At 67.7% G+C, this 15,126-nt stretch carries 12 protein-coding genes; 8 read left to right on the forward strand and 4 right to left on the reverse strand.

Annotated elements, in window-relative coordinates:
• Positions 1–115 precede the first annotated feature (115 nt).
• Complete coding sequence (gene yaaA, locus CLV77_RS12735; protein WP_076979966.1) at positions 116–898, forward strand: peroxide stress protein YaaA; 783 nt, start codon at positions 116–118, stop codon at positions 896–898.
• Positions 899–981: 83 nt separating this feature from the next.
• Entirely contained in the window at positions 982–1,950 is a 969-nt protein-coding gene (locus CLV77_RS12740) for a LysR family transcriptional regulator (RefSeq protein WP_076979965.1), read from the forward strand.
• A 23-nt stretch (positions 1,951–1,973) separates the two neighbouring features.
• Here CLV77_RS12740 and tdh read toward each other — a convergent pair whose 3' ends face one another.
• The gene (gene tdh, locus CLV77_RS12745) at positions 1,974–2,999 is read right to left on the reverse strand and encodes an L-threonine 3-dehydrogenase (RefSeq protein WP_076979964.1); all 1,026 of its coding nucleotides are present in this window, start codon (positions 2,997–2,999) and stop codon (positions 1,974–1,976) included.
• A gap of 202 nt (positions 3,000–3,201) precedes the next feature.
• Here tdh and CLV77_RS12750 point away from each other — a divergent pair, with 202 nt between their 5' ends.
• Both CLV77_RS12750 and CLV77_RS12755 read left to right on the forward strand, forming a co-directional pair.
• The gene (locus CLV77_RS12750; RefSeq protein ID WP_076979963.1) at positions 3,202–3,678 is read left to right on the forward strand and encodes a CreA family protein; all 477 of its coding nucleotides are present in this window, start codon (positions 3,202–3,204) and stop codon (positions 3,676–3,678) included.
• 186 nt (positions 3,679–3,864) lie between these two features.
• On the forward strand, positions 3,865–5,040 hold the full coding sequence (locus tag CLV77_RS12755; RefSeq protein WP_076979962.1) for an acetyl-CoA C-acyltransferase family protein: 1,176 nt from the start codon (positions 3,865–3,867) through the stop codon (positions 5,038–5,040).
• Between the two features lie 49 nt (positions 5,041–5,089).
• Here the strand turns inward: CLV77_RS12755 and CLV77_RS12760 are convergent, their stop codons facing one another.
• Entirely contained in the window at positions 5,090–5,830 is a 741-nt protein-coding gene (locus CLV77_RS12760; protein WP_076979961.1) for a metallophosphoesterase, read from the reverse strand.
• 42 nt (positions 5,831–5,872) lie between these two features.
• The gene (gene serB / locus CLV77_RS12765; RefSeq protein WP_076979960.1) at positions 5,873–6,751 is read right to left on the reverse strand and encodes a phosphoserine phosphatase SerB; all 879 of its coding nucleotides are present in this window, start codon (positions 6,749–6,751) and stop codon (positions 5,873–5,875) included.
• A 204-nt stretch (positions 6,752–6,955) separates the two neighbouring features.
• Between serB and CLV77_RS12770 the strand changes: the two genes are divergently transcribed.
• Positions 6,956–8,107 carry a phosphoserine transaminase gene (locus CLV77_RS12770; RefSeq protein ID WP_076979959.1) on the forward strand — a complete coding sequence of 384 codons (1,152 nt, stop codon included), beginning with the start codon at positions 6,956–6,958 and terminating at the stop codon, positions 8,105–8,107.
• 100 nt (positions 8,108–8,207) lie between these two features.
• Positions 8,208–9,797 carry a phosphoglycerate dehydrogenase gene (gene serA / locus CLV77_RS12775; protein WP_076979958.1) on the forward strand — a complete coding sequence of 530 codons (1,590 nt, stop codon included), beginning with the start codon at positions 8,208–8,210 and terminating at the stop codon, positions 9,795–9,797.
• A 107-nt stretch (positions 9,798–9,904) separates the two neighbouring features.
• Here serA and CLV77_RS12780 read toward each other — a convergent pair whose 3' ends face one another.
• Positions 9,905–10,930, reverse strand: coding sequence for an asparaginase (locus CLV77_RS12780; protein WP_076979957.1), 1,026 nt, complete (start codon positions 10,928–10,930; stop codon positions 9,905–9,907).
• Between the two features lie 202 nt (positions 10,931–11,132).
• Here CLV77_RS12780 and CLV77_RS12785 point away from each other — a divergent pair, with 202 nt between their 5' ends.
• Together CLV77_RS12785 and CLV77_RS12790 are read left to right on the forward strand one after the other, a co-directional pair.
• Positions 11,133–11,672, forward strand: coding sequence for an invasion associated locus B family protein (locus CLV77_RS12785; RefSeq protein ID WP_076979956.1), 540 nt, complete (start codon positions 11,133–11,135; stop codon positions 11,670–11,672).
• A 257-nt stretch (positions 11,673–11,929) separates the two neighbouring features.
• Positions 11,930–14,869, forward strand: coding sequence for a hybrid sensor histidine kinase/response regulator (locus CLV77_RS12790; RefSeq protein WP_076979955.1), 2,940 nt, complete (start codon positions 11,930–11,932; stop codon positions 14,867–14,869).
• Positions 14,870–15,126 lie beyond the last annotated feature (257 nt).

Below are 15,126 nucleotides of genomic sequence, written 5' to 3' on the forward strand. Positions count from 1 at the left end.
CCCGCCCCCTAGGCATAATGTCCGCCCGCGCGCGGCCTAGCGCGGCCTGTGGGGTCTGGACCCCGGCGGCGCGCCTGCTAGGTTGCCCGCAACCGAACAAGATGCGGAGGGCCGGATGCTGGTCGTAATTTCGCCGGCCAAGCGGCTGGACTGGGACCGGGGTGCCGACCTGGAGACCACCCAACCAAGATTCGACCGCGAGGCCGCGCGCCTTGCCGGTCACGCGCGACAGCTGAACATCAAGGAGTTGCGCGCGCTGATGGACATCAGCGAGGATCTGGCCCGCCTGAACCGCGACCGCTTCCGCGACTTCGCGGCCGAGCCCGACCCCCGGGCGACCCGCCCCGCGGTTCTGGCATTTGCCGGCGACACCTACACCGGTCTGGATGCCCCCAGCCTCGATCCCGAGGGGCTGGCCTGGGCGCAGGATCACCTGCGCATCCTGTCTGGGCTTTACGGCGCGCTGCGCCCGCTCGACGCGATCCAGCCCTACCGCCTGGAGATGGGCAGCGCCCTGCGCAGCCGCCGGGGGGGGACGCTTTACGATTTCTGGCGCAAGGACCTTGCCCGCAGCCTGAAAGAGGACGCCCGCGCCCTGGGCACCGACACGTTGGTGAACTGCGCCTCGCAGGAATATTTCGGCGCGGTCGACGAGAAGTCGCTGGGCCTGCGGGTGATCTCGCCGGTGTTCCTCGAGCGCAAGGACGGCAAGGAAAAGATCGTCAGCTTCTTCGCCAAGAAGGCCCGGGGCGCCATGGCCCGTTTCATCATCGACCAGCGGGTTACCGACGCCGAGGGGGTGCTGGATTTCGATTACGGCGGCTACCGGCACGAGGCCGCGATGTCGGATTCCGATCGCCCGGTCTTCGTGCGCGAAACCCCGGCCGAGGCCGGCTGAACGCGCACCGGGCCAGGCCGGATCCGGGGAGGGTTTGGCCGGAATCACCATCTGCGATAGATTGGGGTCAGGAAATTTGACCCATGAATTTATCGGCCTTCGACCTCAACCTTCTGCGCGTGCTCGACGCCCTTCTGCACGAAGGCTCGACCGTGGGCGCCGCGCGTCGCATCGGCCTGTCGCAGCCCGCCGTTTCGGCCGCGCTCTCGCGCCTGCGCCACGCGCTGGGCGATCCGCTTTTCCTGCGGCGGGGCCAGGGTCTGGTCCCCACCGATTTCGCCCGCTCCCTCGCCACGCCCCTCCACGAGGCGCTGTCGGGGCTGGAGCAGCTTCTGGATCCCCCGGGTCAGTTCGATCCGCGTGCCGAGCGGCGGGACTTCCGCATCTCGGGCATGGATTTCTTTGCCGAGATGCTGATGCCCGAACTGGCCCGCCGCCTTGCCGACGAGGCCCCTGGCCTGCGGGTGCAGCTGGTCGACATCGCGCCCGACGACGACCTGCGGGTGCTGGAGCGGGAAGAGGCCGACGTGGTCCTGCTGCCCCGGGTCGAGATCCCGGACTGGCTGTGCCAGCAAACCGTGTTCACGGCGCATTTCGTGATGATCGCCCGCCGGGACAATGCCGCGATGAAGGCGGCCGGGACGGCGCCCGGCGCGACGGTGCCGCTTGATCTTTTCTGCGGGCTGAACCACGTGCTGACCTCGCCCCGGGGGCGGTTCAGCGGCCTCACCGACGTGGCGCTGGAACGGATCGGCCGCAGCCGCCGGGTGGTGATGACGATGCCCTTCTTCTGGGGGGTGTGCCGCGCGGTTTCGCAAAGCGATCTGGTGGCGCTGGTGCCCGAGCCGATGGCGCGGCGCGTCGCGGAATTCCTCCCGCTGGAGATCTACCTGCCGCCGATCACGGTCGGGCCCGCCGTGCTGGCGATGGTGTGGCACCGGCGCAGCGACCGCACCCCGGCGCATCAATGGCTGCGCCGGACCGTGGCCGAGGTGCTGCGCCCGCTGGACTGCGGCCAGGCGGCCGTTAAGGGAGCGGCCCGGAGCGGCTGACCTCCCCCGGGCCTACCCGCCGTTCAGCCCCAGTCCAGCACCACCTTGCCCGAACTGCCGCCACCCATGATCTCGAAGGCCCTTTCGAACTGGTCGGCGGGCATGCGGTGGGTGATGACCTCTCGCACGCCGAGGCCGTTTTCCAGCATCGCGATCATCTTGTACCAGGTCTCGAAGATCTCGCGGCCGTAGACGCCCTTGATCGTCAGCGCCTTGAAGACGATCCGCGACCAGTCCACCGGCGACTTGCCGGGCGGGATACCAAGCAGGGCGATGCGCCCGCCCATGATCAGCGCCTCGACCATCTGGTCCAGCGCCGCCTGGCTGCCCGACATCTCGAGGCCTACGTCGAACCCCTGCACCAGCTTCAGCCGGGCGGCGACATCGCGCAGGTCCTCCCGGGCGGGGTTGACGGTGACCACGTCGGCGACCCGGGCCGCGAGGGCCAGACGCTCCTCGCTGAGGTCGGTGATGACCACGTGGCGCGCACCCACATGGCGGGCGACGGCGGCTGCCATGATGCCGATGGGCCCCGCGCCGGTGATCAGCACGTCCTCGCCCACCAGATCGAAGGAGAGGGCAGTGTGCACCGCGTTGCCCAGCGGATCGAGAATCGCACCGATCTCGTCGTCGATGGCGTCGGGTAGCGGAATCACGTTGAAGGCCGGCAGCACCATGTATTCGGCGAAGGCGCCGGGCGCGTTGACCCCGACGCCCCGCGTCTCGGGATCGAGGTGGAACCGCCCCGAACGCGCCTGGCGCGAGCTATGACCGATCAGATGCCCCTCGCCAGAGCAGCGCTGCCCGACTTTCAGGTCCGTCACGTTCCGCCCCAACTCGACAATCTCGCCGGCGAATTCGTGTCCGGTGACGAGGGGCGTGGGCACGGTGCGCGCCGCCCACTCGTCCCAGTTCCAGATATGCATGTCGGTGCCGCAGACCCCGGTCTTGCGCACCCGGATCAGCACATCGTCGGGGCCGGGCGCGGGCTTGGGAACCTCGGTCAGGGTCAGCCCCGGGCCGGGTTCGGTCTTGACCAGTGCTTTCATGTCCCGTCTCCTTGGATGCGGCCACGACGGCCGCGGGCCGGGGCGACCCTGTCCCCGCCCGGGGCGACTGTCAACGCAAAGGCGGAACCTCGCCCTGCCTTCGCACGTTACCCGCCCGAGCGGCCCGAAGTCGCCGCCCCAGAACCGGGGCGCCCACCCCCCGGGGCCGCGAATGCGGCACCCCAGAATTCAAGGACGATCCATGCGCCTTCTCGGTTTTCTACTCCCCGCCCTTCTCGCAGCCCTGCCCCTCAGTGCCGAACAGGTGGGCGAGGTCGGTGTCGACTGGGTCGGCAACGACATCCTGATCGAAGCGATCCGCGACCCCAAGGTCGAGGGCGTGACCTGTCACATCGCCTATTTCGACCGCAGCCTGATCGACCGGCTGAGCAAGGGCAACTGGTTCGAGGATCCCTCCAACGCCTCGATCGCCTGCCGTCAGACCGGCCCGATCAAGATGGGCGATATCGACCGCAGCGAGGGTGGCGAAGAGGTCTTCCGCGAGCGTCGCTCGATCGTCCTGAAATCGCTGCGAATCAAGCGGATCTTCGACGAGGCCAACCAGACCCTGATCTACCTCGCCCATGCGCGCGAACTGACCAACGGTTCGGCCAAAACCTCGATCTCGACCGTGCCGCTCTACCAGCCCGGCGCGAGTGTTCCCGCACCTGCAAAATAAGCGGCAATCGGCAGGGCCCGTGACACGGCGGGTCCCTGTCCTGACATCTCCCTGACCGGCGGGGCCGCACGTGCTGCGGGCGCGCGCCGCCACGGCAATCCGCGCACGGGCTTTTGCCCGCCCCCGTTGCCCCCTAAAAGGGGGGTGAAAGCGCCCCCGGTGGCGCCCGTTTAGGGGAGAACTATCGTGAACGACATCGTGATTCTGAGTGGCGCGCGCACCGCGATCGGTACCTTCGGCGGCTCGCTGGCGGGGACGCCGCCGATCGAGTTGGCGACCACGGTCTCGACCGCCGCGCTGGACCGCGCCGGGGTGGAACCGGGGCGCATCGGTCATGTCGTCTTCGGCCATGTCATCAACACCGAGCCCCGCGACATGTACCTGTCGCGCGTCGCGGCCATGGGGGCGGGCGTGCCCGACACGGTGCCGGCAATGAACGTGAACCGGCTCTGCGGCTCAGGCGTGCAGGCCATCGTCTCGGTGATCCAGTCGCTGATGCTGGGCGATGCCGAATTCGGCCTTGCCGGCGGCTCCGAGAACATGTCGCGCGCACCTTACATCCTGCCCAATGCCCGCTGGGGCCAGAAGATGGGCGATATGGGCGGCCAGGACATGATGCTGGGCGCGCTCAACTGTCCCTTCGGCACCGGCCACATGGGCGTCACCGCCGAGAATGTCGCCGCCGAGCACAAGATCACCCGCGAGGATCAGGACGCCTTCGCACTGGAAAGCCAGGCGCGCGCCGCCCGGGCCATCAGCGAGGGCCGGTTCACCGACCAGATCGTTCCCGTCGAAGTGCGGCGCGGCCGCGAGACCGTCGAGTTCGCCACCGACGAGCATCCCAAGGCGACAGATGCCGCCGCTCTCGCCAAACTGCGCGCGGTCTTCCAGAAGGACGGCACCGTGACCGCCGGCAACGCCTCGGGGATCAACGACGGGGCCGCGGCGGTCGTCCTGGCCCGCGCCGACGCGGCCGAGGCGGCCGGCCTCAAGCCCCGTGCCCGCGTGCTTGGCTATGCCCACGCAGGGGTGCGCCCCGAGGTGATGGGCATCGGCCCGGTTCCCGCGGTCGAGCGGCTGCTGGAGCGGACCGGCCTGAAGGCCGAGGATTTCGACGTCATCGAATCGAACGAGGCTTTTGCCGCCCAGGCGCTGGCAGTCTCGGGCAAGCTGGGTTTCGACCCCGACAAGGTGAACCCCAACGGCGGCGCCATCGCCCTTGGCCACCCGGTGGGCGCAACCGGCGCGATCATCACCGTCAAGGCCTTGCACGAGCTTGAGCGGACCGGCGGGCGCCGGGCGCTGATCACCATGTGCATCGGCGGCGGCCAGGGCATCGCCCTTGCGATCGAGCGTATCTAGGCGAAAACAGGCTCTGATATTGGGCTTTTGACGGATTTGCGGCCTGCCCTTACCCGGCGGGCCGCAGCTCTTTCCGGCCCTCGTCCGTCAGCACGTAGACGGTCGTGCCCTCGCACACCACGGCGGTCAGCGGGTGGCCGTGACCCGCCCCGGTGTCGATGTTCACGCGGTTGCCGTAATGGGTCGGCTGGTCCACCGGCGTATGGCCGTGGATGATCAACGCTCCATGGTCGCGCGTATCAACATGGAAATCATCGCGGATCCACAGCAGGTCATCCTCGGATTGTTGCTCCAGCAGGATGCCGGGCCGGATGCCGGCGTGCACGAACAGCAGGCCGTCGCGGACAAGATGGGTTGGTAGTGTGCGCAGGAACTCTGGATGGGCCGGGTCGACGGCGGCCAGCGCCTCGCGGTGAATCTCGCGGCGGTCCCGCTCGGTCGTGTCCATCACCCCGTAGGAGGCCATGGTCGCATCGCCCCCCACCCGGGGATGGGTCCACCAGCGTCCCTCGCGCAGGCCCGCATCGCGGTAATCGGCATCGGCCATGAAGCCCGCGAACATGCGGTCATGGTTGCCCTTCACAACCTGCCACGGCTGTCCCGCCGCGATGCCAGAGATGAGGTGATCCAGCACGCCCCGGCTGTCGGGGCCCCGGTCGGTCAGATCGCCCATGTGGATCACCGGCGCGTCTGCATCGCCGTGGCGCTGACGGTCGTCCTCGATCCGGTCGTGGGCGGCACGCAGGGCGTCCAACTGGCCGTGGATGTCACCGATGGCATAGGTTTGCATGCACGTTCCTTTCCCGTGAATTCCCTGTGAAAGGGCCGGTTTTTACGCCGTCACATGGGTGTCGCTGGCGTAGCCCTGCAAGTAGAGCAGCGCAGATAGATCGCCATGGTTGATGCGAACCTTGGCCTGGGCCGCGACGGCCGGCTTGGCGTGCAGGGCAACGCCGGTTCCGGCCAGTTGCAGCATCCCCAGATCGTTGGCGCCGTCGCCGACGGCGATGGCATCGTCGGGCGTCAGGCCCAGCTTGGCGGCGGTCTCTTGCAGGGCCGTGACCTTGGCCTCGCGGCCCAGAATCGGCTCTTGCACAAGGCCCGAGAGGGTCTCGTCCTCGGCCAGCAGGACGTTGGCGCGATGCTCGGCAAAGCCAAGCTGGCGGGCGATCTCGGCGGCGAAATCGGTGAACCCGCCCGAAACCAGGATCGAATGGTGTCCACGCGCGGCCATCGTCGCCAGCAAGGTGGCGCCGCCGGGCATCAAAGTGATCCGCTCGCGCAGGACCTGCCCAATCACCGCCCGGTCCAGCCCTTTCAAAAGGCCGACACGCTCGCGCAGGGCCTCTTCGAAATCGAGCTCTCCGTTCATGGCGCGGGCGGTGATGTCGGCCACATGGGCACCGACGCCGGCCATGTCCGCCAACTCGTCGATGCATTCCTGCCGGATCATCGTGCTGTCCATGTCGGCGATCAGCAGGCGCTTTTCGCGGTTCGCGGTGGGCTGGATGGCAAGGTCCGTCTTCATCGACTGAAGCTCGGCCCAGTGACGCTCGAAATCCTGCGGCGCGTGGGCCAGTCCGAACTCGGCCGCGCAGCGGGGGTTCAGCCACAGGACATCGCCGCCGCCCCAAGCGTTGCGCAGCGCCTCGACCAGCGCGGGATCCAGCGGGGCGCCGGCAGGGTCGGTCAGCAGCGAGACGGTGAACATGGCCGGAATACCTTTCGCAACAGGGACATGAGGGCCCCGGACCAGCGGCGCGCGGATGTCGGACGCGCGCAATCGTGAAGGCATAGGACCCCGATGCCGCGTCATAGCGACCATTTCGCAGTTGCGAAAGGGTGCGGATGCCGCTACTTCGGTCAGTGGGACACCCTTCCCCAACGAAGGGCGAATATCTGGAAGGATATCCAAATGTTGGATGACACCAAACCGGCCGCGCGGCCGGCAAATCCGCGCTTTTCTTCTGGCCCCTGTGCCAAACCCCCCGCATGGACACTGGACAAGTTGCGCGACGCCCCGTTGGGTCGGTCGCATCGCGCCGCCGTGGGCAAGGAACGCCTTCTGAAGGCGATCGAGGACACCCGCGAGATCCTGGGCATTCCCGCAGATTACCGCATCGGCATCGTGCCCGCCTCGGACACCGGCGCGGTCGAGATGGCCATGTGGTCGATGCTGGGCCAGCGCCCGGTCGAGATGGTCGCCTGGGAAAGCTTCGGGGCCGGCTGGGTCACCGACGCCGTCAAGCAGCTGAAGCTGGACGCCCGCGTCCATGAGGCGCCTTACGGCCAGATCGTCGACATGAACGCGCTGGATTACGACCGCGACGTGGTCTTCACGTGGAACGGCACCACATCGGGCGTGCGGATGCCTGATGGTCAGGCCATCCCCGCCGACCGCGATGGCCTGACCATCTGCGACGCAACCTCGGCGGCCTTCGCGATGGACCTGCCCTGGGACAAGCTGGATGTCACCACCTTCTCTTGGCAGAAGGTGCTGGGCGGCGAGGCGGCGCACGGCATGCTGATCCTCAGCCCCCGCGCGGTCGAGCGGCTGGAAAGCTACACCCCCGACCGCCCGCTTCCCAAGATCTTCCGCCTGACCAAGGGCGGCAAGCTAATCGAAGGCATCTTCAAGGGCGAGACGATCAACACCCCCTCGATGCTGTGCGTCGAGGATTACCTGCTGGCGCTGGACTGGGCACGATCGGTCGGGGGCCTGAAGGGGCTGATCGCCCGCGCCGACGCCAATGCCGGTGCCGTGGCCGATTTCGTCGCCGCACACGACTGGATCGAGAATCTGGCCGAGGATCCGGCGACGCGTTCGACCACCAGCGTCTGCCTGAAGTTCACCGATGCGCGCATCACCGATGGCGCGGCGTTCGCCAAGGCTGTTGCCAAGCGGCTTGAGGGTGAGGGCGTGGCGCTGGACGTGGGCGCCTATCGCGATGCCCCCGCCGGTCTGCGGATCTGGTGCGGCAGCACGGTCGAAACCTCGGACATTCAAGCGATGCTTCCGTGGCTGGACTGGGCCTTCAACGCCGAGATCGACGCCCAGCGCGGCTGATCCCCCTTCGGGGCGGACAGCGATCCGCCCCCACCAAAATCCCCCGTGCAGGGCGCATTCCGCGCCCGCCTGACCCTTCTTTTTTCAAGGAGCCTCTCAGATGGCACCCAAGGTACTCGTCTCCGACAAGCTTTCGGAAACCGCTGTTCAGATCTTCCGCGACCGTGGCATCGAGGTCGATTTCGACCCCGCGCTGGGCAAGGACAAGGATCGCCTGCTTGAGGTGATCGGCCAGTATGACGGTCTGGCGATCCGCTCGGCCACCAAGGTCAGCGACAAGGTGCTGGCGGCCGCGACCAACCTCAAGGTCATCGGCCGGGCCGGCATCGGCGTCGACAACGTCGACATCCCCGCCGCCAGCCGCAAGGGCGTGATCGTGATGAACACGCCCTTCGGCAACTCGATCACCACGGCCGAGCATGCCATCGCGATGATGTTCGCCGTGGCCCGCCAGATCCCCGAGGCCAGCACCTCGACCCACGCCGGCAAGTGGGAAAAGAGCCGCTTCATGGGGGTCGAGCTGACCTCGAAGACGCTGGGCGTCATCGGCGCCGGCAACATCGGTTCGATCGTGATCGAGCGGGCGCACGGCCTGAAGATGAAGGTCGTGGCCTACGATCCCTTCCTGTCCCAGGAGCGGGCCGACAAGATGGGCGTGGAAAAGGTCGAGCTGGACGAGCTGTTGAAACGTGCCGACTTCATCACCCTGCACGTGCCGCTGACCGACAAGACCCGTAACATCCTGTCGCGTGAGAACATCGCCAAGCTGAAGCCGGGCGTGCGGATCATCAACTGCGCCCGTGGCGGTCTGGTGGACGAGGCCGCGCTGGCCGAGGCCCTGACCGATGGCCGCGTCGCCGGTGCCGCCTTCGACGTGTTCGAGACCGAGCCCGCGACCGACAGCCCGCTCTTCAACCTGCCCAACGTGGTCGTCACCCCGCATCTGGGTGCCGCCACCACCGAGGCGCAGGAGAACGTTGCGCTTCAGGTCGCCGAGCAGATGTCCGACTACCTGCTGTCGGGCGCTGTCACCAACGCGCTGAACATGCCGTCGGTCACCGCCGAGGAGGCCGCCGTCATGGGCCCCTGGATCAAGCTGGCCGAGCATCTGGGCGCCTTCGCCGGCCAGATGACCGACGAGCCGATCGAGGCGATCAACATCCTTTATGACGGCGCTGTCGCCGAGATGAACCTGGCCGCGCTGAACTGTGCCGCCGTCGCGGGTATCATGAAAGCGTCGAACCCCGACGTGAACATGGTCTCGGCCCCCGTCGTGGCCGAGGAGCGCGGGATCACCGTCTCGAAGACCACCCAGAACAAGTCGGGCGTCTTCGATGCCTACATGAAGCTGACGGTCCGCACCTCCAAGCGCGAGCGGTCGATCGCGGGCACGGTCTTCTCGGACGGCAAGCCGCGGTTCATCCAGATCAAGGGCATCAACGTCGACGCCGAGATCGGGCGCCACATGCTCTACACCACCAACATGGACGTGCCGGGCATCATCGGCGTTCTGGGCCAGACCCTGGGCGAGAATGGCGTCAACATCGCCAACTTCACCCTCGGACGTCACGACGGGCAGGCGATCGCGCTGCTTTATGTCGATGATGCGATTGGCGAGGACGTGCTTGATCAGATCCGTGCGACTGGCAAGTTCCAGTCGGTCGCGCCCCTGACCTTCGACGTCGAGTAAGACGCGGAGCCGGGCACCCGGATCGGGCGAGTTTGCGGGGCGCGCAGGGGACGGTCAGGACCAGGTCCTTCCCCCGCCTGCCCCGCGGACCCGCCCTCCGGGTCCCCTTACCAACCCGTGCGCAGCGCTTGGGCGGCGCGCACGGACCCCACGGTCATCCCCCGGCGGTTGATCAGCGGCGCGTTTGCCAGGCGCTGCACCTCGGGATCATTCTCCTCCAGCACGCCCAGCCCGACCAGGATCGCCGCGATCGCGGCTTCCGAGGCGCGGGTCGTGCCATCGTTGACCTTCAGCGCCACGCCCAGCCCCTGTTCAGGCAGGATGGCGACAAAGACGCCCTCGGCCCCGGTCTTGACCGCGGCCCGCCCCTTGGCCGCTCGCATCAGCCCGGTGCAGGCCCGACCCTCGCCGGCGACCAGCGCGGGATGGGTGACCATCGCCTCGTAAAGCCGTTGCTGCGCCACGCCCCGGACCGAGCTTTCGTCGGGCGCGGCAAACTTCGCCATCGCCCGCGCCAGCCCGCCCAGCGAGGTCGCGAAATTGGGCGCCGAGCAGCCGTCGATGCCATAGCCGGGAGAGGTCTCGCCGGTCTCTTCCTCGAAGGCCTCGCGCACGGCGCGCTGCACCGGGTGGTCGGGTTCGTGATACTCGGTCCCGCCGCCCAGATGCCGGTTCAGGGTCAGAAAACCTGCGTGCTTTCCCGAGCAGTTGTTGTGCACCTGGCAGGGGCTGGCGCCCGTGCGGATCATCTCGTGCCGCGCCTCGCGGTCGTCGGGGCGCTGGGGGCCACAGCGCAGGTCGTCGTCGCCCATCCCCAGGTCCTTCAGCCAGGCGCCGACCCGGTCGGTATGGATATGGGCGCCATTGTGCGACGCACAGGCCAGCGCCAGCGCCTCGTCGTTCAGCCCGGCGGCATCGGCCGCGCCGCTTTCCAGCAGCGGCAGCGCCTGAAGCATCTTGCACGAGGAGCGCGGGAAGACCTGCACGTCCGCATCACCCCAGACCCGCACCACCTGCCCCTCGGCATCGCAGATCACCGCGTGACCGGCATGCAGGCTTTCCACGAAATCGCCGCGGATCACTTCGCACAGGAGCGCCGGCGATGTCGTCGAAAGGGGCTTCAGGGCGGTCATAAGCGGTTCTCCATTCAGGGTTGGGCGGAATCATGCCAACGGGGTTCCCAAGATCGGGGCCTTCGCGTTATTGTCCCGCCGTCGGGTTGAAATAGAACCGCAAATAAGACCTTCCTCAAGAGCGGGTCCCGCGGTCGAACGAGGCAATAGCAGCTGGAGGCTGTAACACAACATGTCAACATCCGTAACGAAAACACGCGCAATGCTGGCAGCATCCGTTCTGGCAGCCGCCACCGCCCTGTCCACCGCGGCACCGGTCGTGGCGCAGGAATCGTCGAACCGCGTGGCGGCCAAGACCGACTGGAGCGTCTTCGTCGAGAAGGACCCGGCGGAATGCTGGATCGTCTCGGCGCCGAAGGAAACCGTCAACACCCGCGATGGCCGGGTCGTGGCTGTGCGGCGCGGCGACATCCGCCTGTTCGTCAGCTTCCGCCCCGAGGCCAACGTGGCCGGCGAAGTTTCCTTCCGGGGGGGATACCCCTTCGCCGACGGCTCGACCGTCTCGCTTCAGATCGGCGACGACACATTCGAGATGTTCACCTCGTCCGAGGATGAAACCGCATGGCCCCCCTCGGCCGCAGAGGACAGCAAGATCATCAGCTCGATGAAGCGCGGCTCCCAGGCGGTGCTGACGGCGGTGTCGGGTCGCGGAACCAAGACACGCGATTCGTTCTCGCTTCTGGGCTTCACCGCGGCGCTGGAAGACGCCGAGAAGCGGTGCAAGTCCGGCGCCAACGGCTGACACGGGACAAGCCCCCGGCGTTCGTCCGGGGGATAAACCGGGGGTTGAACCGGAGGCCCTGATCGGGCCCCGGCGACCGATGGACGCCCCGCGCGGGGGCTTGACGCGCCCTTCCAGACAGGCAAGCAAGGAGGCGCGCGGACGACATTGCCGTCCCGTGCGCCATCGCCAGCGTGCCGAAAATTTTGCGGCTCTCCCCGTTGGACAGGCGCGCCCCGCGATCTATTTGGCGACTGGACACCCAACCCGGAGGGATGATGTCTGACCTAGATCTGGAGTCCGTCTTCGCGGCGGTCTCAAGCCCCTATGTGCTTGTGGATCGCGATCTGCGGATGCTCTGGGCCAACCAGGCCTACATGACCGTCACGGGCCGCACCCGCGAACAGCTCATCGGTCGCATCATGACCGAGGAATTCCCCGCCGAGCCCGACAGCGTCTCGGACCAGATGCTGCGCCAGTCGCTGGCCCGCGCCTTCGACACCGGCATCACCGATCACCTTCCGTTGATCCCCTACCCGATCCAGAACGCCGACGGCACGCTTGTCACCCGCTACTGGAGCGCCAGCCACGCCCCGATCCGCGGCGCCGATGGCAAGGTGGCCTACGTGTTGCAGAACACCAACGACGTCACCGACCTCTATGACGAGATCAAATCCGCCGGCTCGGGCGAGGTCGGGCCGAAAAGCGACCTCCTCCGCCGCGCCGAGGAGGTCTCGATCCGCAACCTCGAACTGGGCAACGCGACCCAGTTCTTCCAGACCATCTTCGATCAGGCTCCCGGCTTCATGGCCGTCACCACCGGCCAAGAGCATGCTTTCAAGATCGTCAACGAGGCCTATTCCGACCTTTGCGGCCAGCGAGAGCTGGTGGGCCTGGGCGTGCGGGAGGCCCTGCCCGAACTTGCCGACCAGGGGTTCTTCGAGCTTCTGGACAAGGTCTACGAGACCGGCAAGCCGATCGGCCTGAACGGGGCCGAGGCCATCCTGACCGAGCGCGGGGGCGCACAGACCCGGGTCTATGCCGATTTCGTCTACCAGCCCCTGCGCGACCGCACGGGCAAGGTCATCGGCATCTTCACCCAAGGCCACGATGTCACCAGCAAGGTCCTGGCCGAACGCGCCCTGGCCGAGGCCGAGGAGCGGTTCCGCACCATGGCCCAATCGATGCCCAGCCCGGTCTGGACCGCCCTGCCCGACGGGCAGCTCGACTGGTTGAGCGACCGGTTCTACGAGGTGACCGGCCACGCCCAGGGCACGCTCTTTGGCGACGGCTGGCGGCAACTGCTGCATCCTGACGAAAGCGCCGAGGTCATCGCCGCTTGGGACCGCACCATCGCCGCCACCCGCGATTTCGAGGCCGAGCTGCGTCTGAAAGTGGCCGACGGCAGCTTCCGTTGGCACCTGGTCCGCGCCGCAGTGGTGCAGGATCCTTCGGGCAGGATCGTCCGCTGGGTCGGCACCAACACCGACATCCACGACCGCAAGCTCGCCGAGGCCGCGCTGGCCGATCTCAACGCCACGCTGGAAGAACGGGTGCAGGCCCGTAACAAGGAGCTGGAGGCCGTCCACGCCGCGCTGCGCCAAAGCCAGAAGATGGAAGCGATCGGCACCCTTGCCGGCGGCGTCGCGCATGATTTCAACAACCTGCTTCAGGCCATCACCGGCAGCCTCGAGCTGGCGTCGAAGGACATGGCCGAGGGATCGGCCGAACATCGGCGCATCGAACAGGCCATGACGGCGGTCGGGCGCGGCGCACGCCTTGCCTCGCAGCTTCTGTCCTTCAGCCGTCGCCAGCCCCTCAGCCCGCGTCCCGTCGACCTCGGCGCGCTGATCGAGGAAAGTCAGCCCATCCTCCGCAGCGCCCTGGGCGCCGGGATCGAGCTGCGCCTGGAATCGGCGCCTGACCTCTGGAACACGCTGGTCGATCCGGCCAGCATGGAAAACGCCCTGTTGAACCTGGCGGTCAACGCCCGCGACGCCATGGAGGGCATGGGCCGGCTGACCATTGAGGCATCCAACGTCCGTCTCGACGAGGAATATGCCCGCACCCACACCGATGCGGCGGCGGGCGAACACGTGATGCTGACGGTGTCCGACACCGGTCCGGGCATGAGTGCTGACGTGATCGAACGCGCGATAGAGCCCTTCTTCTCGACCAAGTCCGACGGGCGGGGCACCGGCCTTGGCCTGCCGATGGTCTACGGCTTCACGACCCAGTCGGGCGGCCACATGCGGCTGGAAAGCCCGCCGGGATCGGGCGCCGTGGTGCGCATCTACCTGCCCCGGACCGTGCGGCCCGCACTGGAGTCGGCGCCCGCCGTCATCCGCACCGGCGCCCGTGGCGGCCACGAGACCATCCTGCTGGTCGAGGATGACGAGATCGTGCGCGCAACCGTCCTCTCGCAACTGCACGACCTCGGGTACCGGGTGCTTGAGGCGCAGGATGCCGACGAGGGGCTCGTGATCGTCGACAGCGACGCCCATATCGACCTGATTCTGACCGATGTCGTGATGCCCGGCCGTCTGACCAGCCGCGAACTTGCGGCCCACGCGCTGAAGGTGCGCCCCGGCCTGCCCGTGCTGTTCAGCTCGGGCTACACGCGCGACGCGATGCTGCACGACGGCCGGCTGGAGGAAGGGGTGCAGCTTCTCAGCAAGCCCTACAGCCGCGAGACCCTGGCGGCCAAGCTGCGCGAGATGCTCGACGGCGCCGATGGGGCACCAGCCGCGTCCCCGCCTTCGGATCACTCCGCGGGCCGCGAATCGGGCAACGGTGCCGCCCCGTGGTCCCCGACGGGCAAAGGCCCCTCCGAGGACCAGGCCCAGGCCAACCCCGAGGAAAGCCAGTCCGGGATGCGCATCCTTGTCTGCGAGGACGACGCGCTGATCTGCCTGGACCTTGCCGAAATGTCGGCGACCCGGGGCGCCAAGGTCGAAATGGCGAACAACGGCCGCGATGCGATCCGCATCCTGGACCGGGACGGCGCCGACCTGTTGCTGGTGGATTTGGGCCTGCCGGACATGTCCGGCCTCGAGGTTGCGCAGCGGGCGGTCGAGATCAATCCCGACATCGCGATCCTCTTTGCCACCGGTCAGCATGATCTGCCGGAGCTGAGCGGCTTTGCCCGCGCCGGCCTGCTGACCAAGCCCTTCGGCGAGAAGATGCTGCATCGGCAGATCGACGCGCTGCTGCGCTAGCAAGGGATTGGCTGCAACACGCCGGCGGGGCCCTTTTGCGGGTGCCGCCGCGCCGCGACGCGGCGGCGGGGCTGTTTATTTCCCCCCAATCTTCCTATATGCGGGGCCAATCCGACGGAGATCAGACCATGACCGACACCCGTGCAGACATTGGCACCCCGGGGCCCGACAGCGATGGCGCCCCCCGCGCGAGCGATGCAACCCGCCCCTCCGGGGCGGTTGATGCGTCGCGCCCCTCCGGGGAGTCAGCCGGGCCG

Origin of the sequence: Brevirhabdus pacifica (genome assembly GCF_002797755.1) — a bacterium.
In the GTDB taxonomy this organism is placed as follows: Bacteria; Pseudomonadota; Alphaproteobacteria; order Rhodobacterales; family Rhodobacteraceae; genus Brevirhabdus; species Brevirhabdus pacifica.